The following is a 15,732-nucleotide window of genomic DNA, read 5'->3' as shown; positions in this document are numbered from 1 at the left end:
GCCGTCGCGCTACCGGTTCCCATCTCGACACCACTCGGAGAACTACGTGGCAATACTCTCCGGCCGCACGCGCGGACGCGTTCTGTCCCGCCTCGCCACCGCGGCCATCGCCGTCGCACTCGCCGGCACCGCCGCCGGCACCTCGTACGCGGCGGACTCCCCGGGCGCGGCCGCCCGGAACGCCGTCCAGGCGGCCCCCAAGGCCCCGGCCAAGGCCCCGAAGGCCATCACCGGCGCCACCACCGGTGCCGCCGGCACCGACGCGGCCAACCCGGTCTTCCCGCTCTTCGGCGTGGACTCCTCCGGCGGGACGTACTACTACGGTCCCGACGGCAACGGCGGGCTCACCGCCCGCGAGAAGCTCGACGACCTCGGCGCGGTCCGCGCCAACCAGCAGGCCGTGGACAGCAACGGCGACGGCTACAGCGACGGGGTCTGGCTCTGGGACCCCAACGGCAACCTCGTCTACAGCGCCGACGACTCCACCGACGTCACCCAGGTCGGTGGCGGCTGGAACATCTACGACAAGGTGCTCGCCCCCGGCAACCTCGGCGGCGCGCAGCAGTACGACATCCTCGCCCGCGACCGCAGCGGCGTGCTCTGGCTGTACCTCGGCTACCCCGACGGCACGGTCACCACCCGCACCAAGGTGGGCGCCGGCTGGCAGATCTACGACCAGATCGCCGGCAAGGGCGACCTGACGGGCGACGGCAAGGCCGACATCATCGCCCGCGAGAAGTCCACCGGTGACCTGTACCTCTACAAGGGCACCGGCGACCGGACCGCGCCCTTCGCGGCCCGCCAGAAGATCGGCACCGGCTGGGGCGGCTACAACGCCCTGCTCTCCACCGGCGACCTGGACCTGGACGGCAAGACGGACTTCATCGCCCGCGACACCTCCGGCCGCCTGTTCGCCTACTACGGCACCGGCAACGCCGCGAGCCCCTACAAGGCGCGCGTGCAGATCGGCACCGGCTGGAACATCTACACCAAGCTGTTCTCCTGACCGGGGCCGGGGCCCGGCCGGTTCCGCCGGCCGGGCCCCGGATCCGGCACCGGCAGCACGAGGGCCGCACCCCCTTCCCGGGGGTGCGGCCCTCTCCGCTTTCCCTGCCGCTTACTTGCGGATCAGGCTCCGCAGCACGTACTGCATGATGCCGCCGTTGCGGTAGTAGTCCGCCTCACCGGGGGTGTCGATGCGGACCACCGCGTCGAACTCCACACCGGTGTCGGTGGTGACCTTCACGGTGCGCGGGGTGGTGCCCTCGTTCAGCTCGGTCACGCCGGCGATGGCGAAGGTCTCCTCGCCGGTCAGGCCCAGGGACTGCGCCGAGGCGCCCTCGGGGAACTGGAGCGGCAGCACGCCCATGCCGATGAGGTTGGAGCGGTGGATGCGCTCGTAGGACTCGGCGATGACGGCCTTGACGCCGAGCAGCGCGGTGCCCTTGGCCGCCCAGTCGCGGGACGAGCCGGAGCCGTACTCCTTGCCCGCCAGGACGACCAGCGGGACGCCGGCGGCCTGGTAGTTCTGCGACGCGTCGTAGATGAAGGAGACCGGGCCGCCGTCCTGCGTGAAGTCGCGCGTGTAGCCGCCCTCGGTGCCCGGCGCGATCTGGTTGCGCAGGCGGATGTTGGCGAACGTACCGCGGATCATGACCTCGTGGTTGCCGCGGCGGGAGCCGTAGCTGTTGAAGTCGCGGCGCTGGACACCGTGCTCGGTGAGGTACTGGCCGGCCGGGGTGTCGGCCTTGATGGCACCGGCCGGGGAGATGTGGTCGGTGGTGACCGAGTCGCCCAGCTTGGCCAGCACGCGGGCGCCGGAGATGTCCGTCACCGGCGCCGGCTCCATTTGCATGCCCTCGAAGTACGGGGGCTTGCGGACGTAGGTGGACTCGGCGTCCCACTCGAAGGTGTTGCCGGTCGGGATCGGCAGCGCCTGCCACTGGGCGTCGCCGGCGAAGACGTCCTGGTACGACTTGGCGAACATGTCCTCGCCGATGGCGTTGGCGACGACGTCGTTGACCTCGGCCTCGGTCGGCCAGATGTCCTTGAGGTAAACCGGGTTGCCGTCCTGGTCGGTGCCCAGCGCCTCCTTGGTGATGTCCACCTTCATGGAGCCGGCCAGGGCGTAGGCGACGACCAGCGGCGGGGACGCCAGGTAGTTCATCTTGACGTCGGGGTTGATCCGGCCCTCGAAGTTGCGGTTGCCGGAGAGCACCGAGGTGACCGCGAGGTCGTGGTCGTTGACGGCCTTGGAGACCTCCTCCGGCAGCGGGCCGGAGTTGCCGATGCAGGTGGTGCAGCCGTAGCCGACGAGGTTGAAGCCGACCTTGTCGAGGTACGGGGTCAGGCCCGCCTTCTCGAAGTAGTCGGTGACGACCTTGGAGCCCGGCGCCAGCGTGGTCTTCACCCACGGCTTGCGGGTCAGGCCCTTCTCGACCGCCTTCTTGGCCACCAGGGCGGCGGCGACCATGACGTACGGGTTCGAGGTGTTGGTGCAGGAGGTGATGGCCGCGACGGTGACCGCGCCGTGGTCCAGCTCGTAGCTGGTGCCGTCGGGGGCGGTGACGGGGACCGGGTTGGTCGGGATGCCGTTGTGGCAGGCCGGGGCGTCGGAGGCCGGGAAGGACTCCACGCCGGCCTCGTCCACGGAGTCGACGTAGTTGCGGACGTCCAGCTTGAACTGCTCGGCGGCGTTGGCCAGCTCGATGCGGTCCTGCGGGCGCTTGGGGCCGGCGATCGACGGGACGACCGTCGAGAGGTCCAGCTCCAGCTTCTCGGAGAAGTCCGGCTCGGCCTTCGGGTCCAGCCAGAGGCCCTGCTGCTTGGCGTACGCCTCGACCAGCGCGACCTGCTGCTCGCTGCGGCCGGTCAGGCGCAGGTAGTTGAGGGTCTCGTCGTCGATCGGGAAGATCGCGGCGGTGGAGCCGAACTCCGGCGACATGTTGCCGATGGTGGCGCGGTTGGCCAGCGAGGTGGCGGAGACGCCCTCGCCGTAGAACTCCACGAACTTGCCGACGACACCGTGCTTGCGCAGCATCTCGGTGATGGTCAGCACCAGGTCGGTGGCGGTGGTGCCGGGCCGGAGCTCACCGGTGAGCTTGAAGCCGACGACCCGCGGGATCAGCATGGAGACCGGCTGGCCGAGCATCGCGGCCTCGGCCTCGATGCCGCCGACGCCCCAGCCCAGCACGCCCAGGCCGTTGACCATGGTGGTGTGCGAGTCGGTGCCGACCAGGGTGTCGGGGTACGCCTTGCCGTCGCGGACCATGACCGTGCGGGCGAGGTGCTCGATGTTCACCTGGTGCACGATGCCGGTGCCGGGCGGCACGACCTTGAACTCGTCGAAGGCGGTCTGGCCCCAGCGCAGGAACTGGTAGCGCTCGCGGTTGCGGCCGTACTCCAGCTCCACGTTCTCCTTGAACGCGTCGTGGGTGCCGAACTTGTCGGCGATGACGGAGTGGTCGATGACCAGCTCGGCCGGCGCCAGCGGGTTGATCTTCGCCGGGTCGCCGCCCAGCTCCTTCACGGCCTCGCGCATGGTGGCGAGGTCCACGACGCACGGCACACCGGTGAAGTCCTGCATGATCACGCGGGCCGGCGTGAACTGGATCTCCTGGCTGGGCTGCGCCTGGGAGTCCCAGTTGCCGAGCGCCCGGATGTGGTCGGCGGTGATGTTGGCGCCGTCCTCGGTGCGGAGCAGGTTCTCCAGCAGCACCTTGAGGCTGTAGGGCAGGCGGGCCGATCCCTCGACCTTGTCCAGCCTGAAGATCTCGTACGACTCGTCGCCCACCTGCAGCGTGCTGCGGGCGTCGAAGCTGTTCGCCGACACGACAGTCTTCTCCTTCATGTTTCGCGCGTACCTCAGCGCTGCGCACACTATGCGACTGCCGTCGCGCGGTGTCGCCACAGGGTCGTTGCCGATCCGCTCAGGCTCCCCTAAGTTAGGTAACCCTTACTGACGCGGCAGCGGTACGCCTCCCGGCAGATATCTCGATGTCGAGATAACTCTAGTACATCGCCGCTGCCTGGTCATGCCCTGACGGCCCGTCCCGTACCGCCCCGGCGAAGGCCCCGGGTCCACCCGGAGCCCGCCGGACCACACCGCCCGCCCCTGCGGCGCCGCGCGGCACCGGGGCCGCAGGCACACCGGGCCCGTACGACATGGCGGCACCGGGGCCGTACGCACACCGGGCCCGTACGACACCTGGCGGCACGGGGTGCCGCACGGCTCACGCGGCCCGTACGGCACCCGGCCGGGTCGCGGGGGCCCGCGGCGCGCGGGGAAGCGGCCCTGCCGTCGCGGGCCACACCCGACCGGGAGAAGCCCGGTGACCGGAGGGGTGCGGCCGGAGCGGCCGGCTCACCGCCCGGCGGCCGGCCCCGCCCCGGCCCACCGCCGACCGCCCAACGCCCCTGCCCCGCCCGCCCGTTGGCGGTCACCGCCCGTTGGCGGTCACCCGCCCGTCCCTTGGCGGTCACCCGCCCTCCAGGCCGAGCCGCACCACCCGCACGATCTCCTCGTCGGACATGCCGAGGTCGCGGGCCTCGGCGATCAGGCGCTGGGCGGCCTCGCCGAGGCGGGCGCGGCCCGGGGCGGCGGCTCCGGTGACCACCGCGCCGCGGCCGCGCCGGAGTTCGATCAGCCCCTCCTCCTTGAGCCGCCCGTAACCGCGCAGCACGGTGTGGACGTTGACGCCGAGCGAGGCGGCCAGGGCCCGGGCGGCGGGCAGGCGTTCACCGGCCCGTACCGAGCCGTCGGCGATGGCGCCGCGCACCGAGGCGGCGATCTGGTCGCCGAGCGGGACGGCCGAGCCGGGATCGACGCGGAAGAGCATGTCAGCCCCCTTCCCCGGACCGCCGGCGGTCCAGATAGGTGTTGAGCAGCGCGGCGGCGGTGGCGGAGTCGTCGACCGTCACCACGAACTCCCGGCCGCTGGTGAGCCGCAGCACCAGCCCCTCGCCCGACCGGAGCAGCAGCCCGCTGCCGCCGGACCGGATGCGGTAGCCCCAGCCACCGTACTCGGCGAGCGCCGCGATCCGGCGGCTGGACGCCTCCGCGACCTTCTCCAGCGGTATCCGGCGCAGCGGGACGGGCAGCAGCGCCGGGGTGAGGGTCAGTCCGCGCCGGTCGGCGGTCACCCGGACGGAGCAGTGGACGGCGACCAGGACACCGCCGAGGACCAGCACCGCGCCGCCGCCCCAGCCGGCGAGCGCGCCGAGGACGACGCCGCCGCCCACCGTCACCGCGGCCAGTGCGGCCAGCGGGAGCGAGCTGACGGTCCGGGTCCAGCCGGCCCGGACGCCCGCGGGCAGGTCGAGCCGGCCGGCCCGGCCGGGCTCCGCGGGGCGCCACTCCGGGTCGGCACCGGCCAGCAGCCAGCCCAGCGCACCGCACGCGAGGCCGCCCGCCAGCACCGCGGCCACCTGCCAGCCGGGCAGCCGGACCGCGTCCGGGCCGGCGGCGCCGGCGTTCCCGAGTAGGACCAGCGCCGCCGGGTACCCGAGCACCGGGGCGGTGAAATAGGCCGTCGCGACCAGCAGGCGCCCGTTCGGCGGAGCCATCGGGAGCCGGACCAGCACGCTCAGGCCGACGCCGAGGACGAGCAGGACCGCCAGGCACCCCAGCAGGAAGCCCGGCGCCGAGGAGTAGCCGTCGGGCCGGCCGTCCGTGCCGAAGTGGGTGGCCAGCCGCTCCGGCAGCCGGCCGGCGGCCGTGGCGTAGAGACCACCGAGGAGCACGGTGACGACGAGGAACGGTAAGGCGGCCAGCCAGCTCCGCGGACGGGCGGGCGCGGGCGCGGCGGACGACGGGGAACGCTTCACGGCAACCATGGCAACCTCCAGTTGTTCGCATAGTAGTAGAACAACCAAGGCACCTCCCCCCGACACCACATCCATCTCATATCTGAGATACGGTCACCCCATGGCAGACGACTACCTCGTACGCATCGGCAAGCTCATCCGTGACGCCCGGCAACACCGTGGCTGGACACAGGCGCAGCTCGCCGAGGCGCTCGGCACCAGCCAGAGTGCGGTCAACCGCATCGAACGCGGGAACCAGAACATCAGCCTTGAGATGATCGCCCGCATCGGCGAAGCCCTGGACAGTGAAATCGTCTCGCTCGGATACGCCGGACCGATGCATCTGCGGGTGGTCGGCGGGCGCCGGCTGTCCGGCAGCATCGACGTCAAGACGAGCAAGAACGCCTGCGTCGCGCTGCTCTGCGCGACGCTGCTCAACGCGGGCCGGACAACTCTGCGCCGGGTGGCCCGCATTGAGGAGGTGTACCGCATCCTGGAGGTGCTGGGCAGCATCGGCGTCCGCACCCGCTGGATCAACGACGGCAACGACCTGGAGATCGTGCCGCCGGCCCAACTCGACCTGGACGCCATGGACATGGAGGCCGCGCGGCGCACCCGCAGCGTCATCATGTTCCTCGGCCCGCTGCTGCACCGCACGGACCACTTCAAGCTGCCCTACGCCGGCGGCTGCGACCTGGGCACCCGGACCGTCACCCCGCACCTGACCGCGCTGCGCCACTTCGGCCTGGAGGTCACCGCGACCGACGGCACCTACCTCGCCGAGGTGGACCGCGGCGCCGCTCCCAAGCGCGCCATCGTCCTGACCGAACGCGGCGACACCGTCACCGAGAATGCGCTGCTGGCCGCGGCCCGGCACGACGGCGTCACGGTCATCCGCAACGCCTCCTCCAACTACATGGTCCAGGACCTCTGCTTCTTCCTGGAGGAACTGGGTGTCCGGGTCGACGGCATCGGCACCACCACCCTCACCGTCCACGGCACGCCCCGTATCGACCGCGACGTGGACTTCGCGCCGTCCGAGGACCCGGTCGAGGCGATGAGCCTGCTGGCGGCGGCCGTCGTCACCGAGTCCGAACTCACCATCCGCCGGGTCCCGGTGGAGTTCCTGGAGATCGAGCTGGCCGTCCTGGAGGAGATGGGCCTGGACCACGAGCGCAGCACGGAGTACCGCGCCGACAACGGCCGCACCCGCCTCGTCGACCTGACCGTCCGCCCCTCCAAGCTCCAGGCCCCGCTCGACAAGATCCACCCGATGCCCTTCCCGGGCCTCAACATCGACAACGTCCCCTTCTTCGCGGCCATCGCCGCCAGCGCCCAGGGCCAGACCCTCATCCACGACTGGGTCTACGACAACCGCGCCATCTACCTCACCGACCTCAACCGCCTGGGCGCCCAGGTCAAACTCCTGGACCCGCACCGCGTCCTGGTCGACGGCCCCACCCGCTGGCGCTCCGCCGAGATGATGTGCCCGCCCGCCCTCCGCCCGGCCGTCGTCGTCCTGCTCGCCATGATGGCCGCCGAGGGCACCTCCGTCCTCCGCAACGTCTACGTCATCAACCGCGGCTACGAGGACCTCGCCGCCCGCCTCAACTCGATCGGGGCCCAGATCGAGATCTTCCGGGACATCTGAAAGCCTTACGGAAAACTGCCGCCACACCCCTTCTGGCCAGCATAAATGCGGCGTTGGAGGGGGGGTGGTGGCGCCCCTGGGACTTCTCCGGGACTTTGAGTCGGCGTCGACGCCTCCGGATCGCTACACACCCCATACGGTGTCATCGGAAAGATGTGGTGCGCGTATGCGTCTGGCATAGCACCAGTTCGGAGGCCGATTCCGGAGTCATCGAGCTGTTTCCATCTTGATAAGTTGGCGAGTTCGAGGGCGACGACGGCTCGGACGATGGTGGTGATGCGGGTGGTGCTACAGCGGAGCTTGCGCAGGAACCGCCAGCCCTTGAGGACCGCCATGGCGCGTTCGCCGAGGCTGCGGATCTTGGCATGGTCGCGGTTGTGACGCCGGCGCCAGCCGCGCGGGTCCTTGTCCCGGAACGGGACGCGAATGGTGGGACTCGCACCCTGGTACGCCTTGTCCGCCCAGCACTTGATGGTGTCGGCGGCCAGAGTGGCCGGGATGTCGTGGGTCCGGGCCGCGGTCAGATCGTGGACCGCGCCGGGCAGTGCGTCCGATGCCCGGATCAGACGTCCGGCCGGGTCGGCGAGGACCTGCACGTTCATGCCGTGGTGCTTCTTCTTCCCCGAGTAGTACGGACGGTCGGCGGCGATGCGGTCGATGGGCAGGAGCGTGCCGTCGAGAATGACGTACGCCTTGCCGCGGACCGTGTCCATGGCCTGCTGCAGTGTCGGAGCGAGCGGGGCTAGGAGGTCGACGGCCTCGCGGATGTAGCGGTAGACCGTCGCGATCCCGATGCGAAAGCCCGCCGCGAGTGCGGGCGTTGGGGGTGCCCCCCGGCCTGAGGCTGGGGGAGTGTCACGGCAGCGCAGGTGCGCGAGGACGAACAGGAACTGAGCACGGACGGCCGCCTCACGGTCAGCCACGACGACGGCACCGCACGGGCCCCCAGCACCGCGACCGGGCCGCGGACGACCGCCCCCGAGACCGTCGGCGCACCCCTGTCCGCCACCGCCTTCGACGACGACACCGGCACCCTGTGGGCCGGGACGTACCGTGGCACGGGGACCCCGTCCCACCTCACCGTGGCCGTCGCCGGCCGCACCGTCGAGGCCAGCCTCCTGGTTCTGTCGTCACGGCCCGGCTGGATCGCCTACTACGCCGATTTTCCCGACGTACCCAACGTCCCCGACGCCCAGGACACCGACCTGCTACCCGTGATCACCGCCCGCTCCGCCGACGGCACCACCATGGCGACGCTCCGGGAAGCGACCTCACCGACGGTGGGGACCCTCACCGAATAAGCGTCCGTCGCCGTCAGTGAGGCGGAGCGTGAACGACTTCTTCCGCGGCCTTTCAGCGTTGCCGCCTGACGCGGCACCGAGTCCGACGTGGCCGAGTCCGCCGGCTCAGAAGACGCGGTCGCGGTGGATGTGGTGCGGGATGAGATCGAGGAAGGCGTGCAGCGCGCGTGTCGGCGGACGTGCCGCCGACACGACCACGCCGAGCGTCCAGGAGAGCCGGGCGTCCGCGAGAGGAACGACACGCACCGCGTCCCCGGCCGTCTCCGCGAAGTCCGGGGGCAGCAGCGCCACACCCAGGCCGTGCGCCACGTAGTCCGCGATCGTCGTGATGTCCGAGACCTCGATCAGCACGCTCCGGGACAGCTCCGCCCTCGTGAACGCGTCGTCCGCGATCTGCCGTTGCCCGAAGCCCGGGGGCATGTCGACGAACGGTTCCCCTGCAACGTCCCGCAGTCGTACGCTCTCCCGGCCGGACAGCCGGTGACCGGCCGGGACGAGCAATTGGACGTCGAACTGCTTGATGGCCCTCGTCCTGAGGCGTTCGTCCTTGATGTCGGCACCCACGAAGGCCACGTCGACGTAACTCTCCTTGATCCGTTCGATCAGTCCGGAGGTACCCCGCTGGGACGTCTCGGTACGCAACCGGACCTTGGGATGGCGCCGGCGGAAGTCTCCCGCCAGGGCGGGCACGTCGATCACGGTCAGCCCGCTGAGAACGCCCACGGTGAGGCTGCCGCGCAGGCCCGCGGAGAGGGGTTCCACGGCGGCCCGGGCTCGGTCGAGCGCCTCGGTCGCGACGCGTGCCTCGGGCAGGAACGCCGAACCGGCCTCCGTCAGCCTGACCGACCGCGTGGAACGGATGAGCAGCTCCGCCCTCAGTTCGTGTTCCAGGGCCTTGATACCGGCCGAGAGCGTGGACTGTGTGACGTGCAGTCGCTGGGCCGCCCGCGTGAAGTTCAGCTCCTCGGCGACCGCGAGGAAGTACTCCAGCCGTCTCTGGTCCACGCCCACTCCCCATTCATCGGCATTTCCGATTACGTCTTCGGAAACATTCGTTGGACACGATAGCCGGGCGGAGCGACTGTTGTCGTGCGGGCCACCGGCCCGGCCCATCAACGGAAACGTCAGCGAAAGAGGATGACCATGCGTGTACTGCTCACCGGCGGCACCGGCTACATCGGAGCCTCGGTACTCGACCGGCTCATCTCCGGAGGGCACCAGGTGACCGCCGTGGTTCGCTCCGCCGGGAAGGCCGAGCTGGTGCGGGCCACGGGCGCGGAGCCGGCGATCGCCGACCTGTCCGACGGCAGCGCCCTCGAAGAACTCGCGAACTCGCGGGACGGCGTGATCCACGTGGCGTCGCCGGGTGACGAGACCAGTGCGACCGTCGACGAGATCGCTGTCGCGAGCTTCCTGCGCGCGCTGCGGAACACGGACCGGCCGTTCGTGCACACCACCGGCGTCTGGGTGCACGGCAGCGGTACGGCGATCACCGAGTCGACCGCCATGAACGCCCCGCGGCTCACCGCCTGGCGTGTGCCCGTCGCCGAACTCGTCCTCGGCGCCCAGGGCGTCCGGACCTCGGTGATCGCACCGGCGGTGGTGTACGGCCACGGCGGCGGCCTGCTGAACCTCGTCGCCGCCGGCCCGCGGACCGGCGGCGACACCCCGGCGCTCACTATGGTCGGGCCCGGTGACCAGCACTGGAGCACGGTGCACGTGGACGACCTGGCCGAGCTGTACGTGCTCGCGCTGGAGAAGGCGCCGGCCGGTTCGTACTTCCTCGGCGCCAGCGGCGAGAACCCGACCGTGCGGGAGATCAGCGAAGCGGTGAGCCGTGCCGTCGGTCTGGCCGGACGGGTGGAGTCCGAGCCGGTCGTGCAGACGTTGGACCGGCTGGGTCTGCTCGGTGAGGCGCTGCTGCTCGACCAGCGGGCCTCGGGCGACAACGCCCGACGGGTGCTCGGCTGGTCACCCCAGGCTCCGTCGATCCTCGACGACATCGCGCGCACGGGCTTCTGACCGAGCCTCGCGCCCCCTTCGCGAAGGAATCGACATGAGCACTCCCGCCGCACCGCCCGGACCGAACCGCTCCCGTACCGGTTCCGGTGTGCCGTCCTCGGGTCCCGCGCGTCCGTCAGCACCGCGCGGCGGTTCCCTGGCCGTCGTGGCGGCCATCGCCGCCGGCATGGTGGTACCGGTACAGGCCCGTCTGAACGGCGAGCTGAGTCATCGCCTCGACGACGGCATCGCCGCGGCGGCCATCAGCTTCTCCGGTGGACTCGTCCTGTTGTCCGTCCTCGCGGTCTTCTCGCCAGCACTGCGCGGCGCGCTGGGCCGCCTGGCCGGAGCCGCCCGCGACGGCCGCCTCCCTCGCCGCTACCTGCTGGCCGGGGTACTCGGCGGCACGTTCGCTCTGGCGCAGTCCACCGCCGCGCTGGTCACCGGTATCGCCGTGTTCACCGTGTCGGCCCTCGGCGGCCAGACCCTCGGCGGTCTCATCGTGGACGCCCGGGGCATCGGCGGTGGTCCGAAGCAACGCCCCGGCGCGACGCGGCTCACGGGAGCGGCCGTCATCCTGGTCGCCGCCGTCGTGTCCGCCCTTCCCCGGCTCACCGACGCCCCGGCACCCGCCGAGATCATCCTGCCGGCCCTCGCAGCGACAGCCGCTGGGTTCCTGCTGGGCGTGCAGCAGGCCCTGAACGGGGCGTCGACCGCCGCGTCGGGCTCGCCTCTCGCGGCGACCTGGCTCAACTTCTTCGTCGGAGCGGCCTTCCTCGTCGTCGCCTGGGGTGCGAAGACCCTGGTCCGGGAAACGCCGGGGCATGCGCTGCCCACCAGTTGGTGGGTCTACCTCGGTGGTCTGTGCGGCGTGGTGTTCATCGGCGCCTCGGCGTTTCTCGTGCGCCGCATCGGTGTCCTGCTGCTGAGCATGGCCTCGATCGCGGGACAGCTGGCCAGTTCCATCGCGCTGGAGTTCCTGGCCCCCTCCGGCGGCCGGTCCCCTTCCGCTCTGACCGTTCTCGGTGCGCTGCTCACCTTTGCCGCCGTCTGGATCGCTTCCCGGCGCCCGAGTAGCACCGACGGACAGTGAGCCGCGTCCACGCCGCCCCTTTCACACCATCCTCGAGAGACGAGCAACACAGTGCCGCCCATGGCACGAAAGGAACCACAGATGTCCCACAACCACCCGCAGAACAAGGAACGCATCCTGATCAAGGATGCATACCTGATGACGCAGGACGACAAGCTCGGCACCTTCGTGGGTGACGTCCTCGTCGCCGACGGCAGGATCATCGAGGTCGGCCGGGACCTGTCCGACGACCGGGCCCGGGTCGTCGACGGTACGGGCAATGCCGTGCTGCCCGGCTTCATCGACACCCACCGCCACAACTGGCAGGGGGCGCTGCGCAACCTCGGCCCCGCCTGGACCTACCAGGAGTACCGCAGCCAGGTGCAGATCGGCCTCGGCCAGTACTTCGATCCCCGCGACGTGCACATCGGCAACCTGGCGGCGGACCTGATGTCCCTCGACTCCGGGGTGACGACCGTGCGGGACGAGTCCCACATCAGCAACAGCCCCGAGCACTCGGACGCAGCGATCGCGGCGCACTGGGAGTCGGGCATCCGTGCCGTCTTCGACCACGGCTGGCCGTCGACGGAGGCCGAGCAGTGGCAGTTCGGCAGCGACCGTTCGCACCCCGACGACATCCGGCGTATCCGCGACGAGGTGCTGCCCGACGACTCGGCACGGGTCACGCTGAACGCGATGCTCCGCGGACCGGAGCTGTCCACACCAGAGGTCTCCGAGCGGGACATCCGGCTCGCCCGCGAACTGGGCCTGCGCATCAGCATGCACGTGGGACTGGGTGAGTGGGGGGCGCAGCAGCAGGCCATTCGGCAGCTCGCCGAGACGGGCCTGCTGGCCTCCGACATGACGTTCATCCACTGCTGCACCTCGACCGACGAGGAGCTGAGGATGCTGGCCGCGCACGGCGCCACCGCGTCCGTGGCCGGCGCCCTGGAGGTCTTCATGCCTGGCCTGGGCCAGCCGGCCACCAACCGGCTGCTGGCCGCCGGTGTCCGTCCGAGCCTGAGTGTGGACACCGAGACGATCGTCAGCGGTGACATGTTCGGCGTCATGCGGGCGACGCTCGCCTACCAGCAGCTGATCCTCGCCGGTGCCGCCGGCCCCCTGGACCGCAGCCCCGGCCTGCCGGCCTTCGACGCCGCCGACCTGCTCTCCTTCGCGACCATCGAAGGCGCGCGGGCCGCGGGCATCGACGACCGCACCGGCAGTCTGACCCCGGGTAAGGAGGCCGACCTCATCATGATCCGACTCGACCACGCCAACATGCTGCCCGCCACGGACGTTGCGGCCACGATCGTCGCGGGCGGCCACGCCGGCAACGTCGACCTGGTCGTGGTGGCGGGTGACGTCCTCAAGGAGAACGGTGTGCTGAGGGGTGGCGACGCCGTCTTCGAGGAGGCCGCGGCCTCCCGTGACCGGCTGTTCCACGCCGCCGGCCTGCCGCTCCCCGCCTGAACCCGAACCACCGGCCGATCGCGCGTGCGGCCGCTCTCCTCGTCCGCGAGGACGACCCGGGGAGGGCACCGTACTCGCCCACCCAGCCGGCGAACTTCCGGTCCGCGACGGCCCGATCGTTCCACCAGCCGTGCGCCACGCGGCCCGGATGCCCAGTTGGAGCGAGACGGCCCGCCTCGACCTCGGCATCACTCTGAGCCGCCTCCACCGCACCGAAGAGGCCCGCGCCACCTTGAGCGCCGCCCACGAGGGCCTCGTCCGGCTGAACCACCCCCGCCAGCTCGAAGCCGCCACCCAACTGCGCCTCCTCGACGAAGCCGACGGAATCGACGGCCGCGGCTCGACCGCCGCGCGCGCTCACCACGACGCGGCCGGCACGCACCTGGCCGAGGGCGTCCTGAACGCGCTGGACAAGGTGGCCACCGTGGCGGAGCAGGCCAGGTCGAAGGGGGCGGCTGCGAAGAACAAGACGGACAGGACACCGATCCCGGGTGGGAAGAGCGGCGACGCGTCCGGCGCCAGCAGAAGCTCCGGCTGAAGGCCGCCCTCCTGGGACGCTCCAAAGACGGACAGACCCGGCACGAACCCGACGAGCAGGTGCGCTACTCAGGCGCAACCTCCCTCTGGTTCGCTACGAGAAGGCTCCAGGAATCTGCGAACTCGTCGGATTCCCGCCGTGCCGACCTCGACCACACGGTCCGGCTCGGATGGGTCCGCTCCCCGCAGTCAATCGAGGTCCGACGCGGTGCCCGCCGAGCACCCCGAGGACGGCTGGGAGCAGCTGCGCATGGTGGAGAAGGGCCGACGCTCTCCTCTAGCGGCGCTGCGTCCGGAACCGGCACCCGTAACGGCGTAACCCTCCGAGGCCCTTCCGCCCGCCCGCGCCCCACGCCGTCCAGAAGGACGGCCCCGGGCGCGGGCGTTCTTCTTGCGAGCCGCTCACGCGTGCCCGGCAGCCGGCTCCCACAAAGGTCGGGCGAGCCCGGTCCCGCCGCTGTGGAAGCACCGGCCGCCTCCCGGCGTGCTGCGGGCGGCCCGCCGCGCTGCCCTATGTCGAGCAGAGCCGAAAAAGCCTCCGCCAGCCGTGGGAGCGCTCTGGGACTTTTCTGGGACTTCCGGCTTCATCAACCGGCCCGAGCGTGAAACAACTGACAGACCATTCTCCCAGCTCAGCGACTGAACCCCGCGCATCGCCGCAGGTCATGGCGCCGGCTGGTCTCTCCCGGGACATCTGCCCCCACCCCTCACCCCCGTCCCCCCTCCCGGTACAGCTCCCGGTACAGCTCCCGGGCGATGAGGGAGCGTTGGACTTCCGTGGCGCCCTCGTAGATGCGGGGGGCGCGGACCTCGCGGTAGAGGTGTTCCAGGAGGTGGCCGCGGCGCAGGGCGCGGGCGCCGTGGATCTGGACGGCGGCGTCCACCACCTCCTGGGCGGTCTCGGTGGCCAGGAGTTTGGCCATCGCCGAGCGGCGGGCGATGCCGGGGTCGCCGCGGTCGTAGGCGGCGGCCGCCGCGTAGACCAGCAGGCGGGCGGCCTCGACGCGGGTGGCCATCTCGGCGAGGCGGTGACCGACCGACTGGAGGTCCTTCAGCGGGCCGCCGAACGCGGTGCGGGTGCCGGCGTGCGCCAGCGCGGCGTCCAGCGCGGCCTGCGCCATGCCGACCGCGAACGCGCCGACGCTGGGCCGGAAGAGGTTCAGGGTGCGCATCGCCACCCCGAAGCCGCCGCCCACCTCCCCCAGGACGTCCGCGCCGGTCACCGGGGTGCCGTCGAAGACGAGGGTGCCGATCGGGTGCGGGCTGAGCATGTCCAGCCGTTCGCCGCCCAGTCCGGGGCGGTCGGCGGGGACCAGGAAGGCGGTGATGCCGCGGGCGCCGGGCGCGCCGCCGGTGCGGGCGAAGACGGTGATGACGTCGGCCTCGGGCGCGTTGGAGATCCAGCACTTCTCACCGGTGAGCCGCCAGCGGTCCGGACCGTCGGGCTCGGCGGCCAGGGTCAGCGCGGCGGCGTCCGAGCCGGCGTCCGGCTCGCTCAGCGCGAAGGCCGCCACCGCCCGTCCGGCCGTCACCTCCGGCAGCCAGCGCTCCCGTTGGGCGTCCGTACCGGACTGGACGACCGGGCAGGCCCCCAGCCCCTGGAGCGCCAGCGCGGTCTCCGCCTCCGTGCACTCCCGCGCCAGCGACTCCCGCAGCAGGCACACCTCCAGCGCCCGCGGACTGCCGCCGCCGGGGAACAGGCGCGCCAGCAGGCCCAGTTCGCCGAGGGCGGCGACCAGCGGGCGGTTGACGCGGCCCGGTTCGCCGCGCTCCGCCAGCGGCCGCAGCCGCCCGGCCGCCAGGGCGCGCAGCCGCGCGCACCACTCCTCTTCGTCCGGTCCCAGTGCGAATGCGGTCACGAGGCGGCTCCCCTGGTAGCGGTGCCCGGCGCG

At 71.5% G+C, this 15,732-nt stretch carries 12 protein-coding genes and 1 pseudogene; 7 read left to right on the top strand and 6 right to left on the bottom strand.

Annotation, left to right across the window (positions count from 1 at the left end):
* Positions 1-46: 46 nt before the first annotated feature.
* Positions 47-1,006 (top strand): FG-GAP repeat domain-containing protein, encoded by a 960-nt coding sequence (locus MUU72_RS25555; RefSeq protein ID WP_248015747.1) that lies wholly within the window; start codon positions 47-49, stop codon positions 1,004-1,006.
* 111 nt (positions 1,007-1,117) lie between these two features.
* Here the strand turns inward: MUU72_RS25555 and acnA are convergent, their stop codons facing one another.
* From acnA to MUU72_RS25540, 3 genes are all read right to left on the bottom strand, one after another.
* Positions 1,118-3,832, bottom strand: coding sequence for an aconitate hydratase AcnA (acnA, locus tag MUU72_RS25550; protein ID WP_308403871.1), 2,715 nt, complete (start codon positions 3,830-3,832; stop codon positions 1,118-1,120).
* Positions 3,833-4,478: 646 nt separating this feature from the next.
* The gene (locus MUU72_RS25545; protein WP_248015745.1) at positions 4,479-4,838 is read right to left on the bottom strand and encodes a GntR family transcriptional regulator; all 360 of its coding nucleotides are present in this window, start codon (positions 4,836-4,838) and stop codon (positions 4,479-4,481) included.
* Position 4,839: 1 nt separating this feature from the next.
* Positions 4,840-5,835 carry a DUF1648 domain-containing protein gene (locus tag MUU72_RS25540; RefSeq protein WP_248015744.1) on the bottom strand — a complete coding sequence of 332 codons (996 nt, stop codon included), beginning with the start codon at positions 5,833-5,835 and terminating at the stop codon, positions 4,840-4,842.
* Between the two features lie 91 nt (positions 5,836-5,926).
* Between MUU72_RS25540 and MUU72_RS25535 the strand changes: the two genes are divergently transcribed.
* Complete coding sequence (locus MUU72_RS25535; protein ID WP_248015743.1) at positions 5,927-7,456, top strand: helix-turn-helix domain-containing protein; 1,530 nt, start codon at positions 5,927-5,929, stop codon at positions 7,454-7,456.
* A 233-nt stretch (positions 7,457-7,689) separates the two neighbouring features.
* Here the strand turns inward: MUU72_RS25535 and MUU72_RS25530 are convergent.
* A pseudogene (locus MUU72_RS25530) lies at positions 7,690-8,370 on the bottom strand (transposase family protein); the annotation flags it as partial.
* Here MUU72_RS25530 and MUU72_RS25525 point away from each other — a divergent pair.
* Positions 8,326-8,757 (top strand): hypothetical protein, encoded by a 432-nt coding sequence (locus MUU72_RS25525; protein ID WP_248015742.1) that lies wholly within the window; start codon positions 8,326-8,328, stop codon positions 8,755-8,757. The pseudogene MUU72_RS25530 and the gene MUU72_RS25525 sit on opposite strands and share 45 nt — an antisense overlap.
* A 105-nt stretch (positions 8,758-8,862) precedes the next feature.
* On the opposite strand, the gene MUU72_RS25520 is transcribed toward MUU72_RS25525, so the two are convergent.
* Complete coding sequence (locus tag MUU72_RS25520; protein ID WP_248015741.1) at positions 8,863-9,762, bottom strand: LysR family transcriptional regulator; 900 nt, start codon at positions 9,760-9,762, stop codon at positions 8,863-8,865.
* A 138-nt stretch (positions 9,763-9,900) separates the two neighbouring features.
* Here MUU72_RS25520 and MUU72_RS25515 point away from each other — a divergent pair, with 138 nt between their 5' ends.
* From MUU72_RS25515 to MUU72_RS25500, 4 genes are all read left to right on the top strand, one after another.
* Complete coding sequence (locus MUU72_RS25515; RefSeq protein ID WP_248015740.1) at positions 9,901-10,779, top strand: NAD-dependent epimerase/dehydratase family protein; 879 nt, start codon at positions 9,901-9,903, stop codon at positions 10,777-10,779.
* A 145-nt stretch (positions 10,780-10,924) separates the two neighbouring features.
* Positions 10,925-11,851, top strand: a complete 927-nt coding sequence (locus MUU72_RS25510; RefSeq protein ID WP_248015739.1) for a DMT family transporter — start codon at positions 10,925-10,927, stop codon at positions 11,849-11,851.
* An 81-nt stretch (positions 11,852-11,932) separates the two neighbouring features.
* Entirely contained in the window at positions 11,933-13,303 is a 1,371-nt protein-coding gene (locus MUU72_RS25505; RefSeq protein ID WP_248015738.1) for an amidohydrolase family protein, read from the top strand.
* Positions 13,304-13,451: 148 nt separating this feature from the next.
* Positions 13,452-13,841, top strand: a complete 390-nt coding sequence (locus MUU72_RS25500) for a hypothetical protein (RefSeq protein ID WP_248015737.1) — start codon at positions 13,452-13,454, stop codon at positions 13,839-13,841.
* A gap of 706 nt (positions 13,842-14,547) precedes the next feature.
* Here the strand turns inward: MUU72_RS25500 and MUU72_RS25495 are convergent.
* Positions 14,548-15,699 carry an acyl-CoA dehydrogenase family protein gene (locus MUU72_RS25495; RefSeq protein ID WP_248015736.1) on the bottom strand — a complete coding sequence of 384 codons (1,152 nt, stop codon included), beginning with the start codon at positions 15,697-15,699 and terminating at the stop codon, positions 14,548-14,550.
* Positions 15,700-15,732: the final 33 nt, after the last annotated feature.

Origin of the sequence: Streptomyces rhizoryzae (assembly GCF_023155275.1) — a bacterium.
GTDB classification, from domain to species: Bacteria; Actinomycetota; Actinomycetes; order Streptomycetales; family Streptomycetaceae; genus Streptomyces; species Streptomyces rhizoryzae.
The sequence above is the reverse complement of the archived record's forward strand: the minus strand, read 5'-3'. Positions and strand labels throughout refer to the sequence as shown.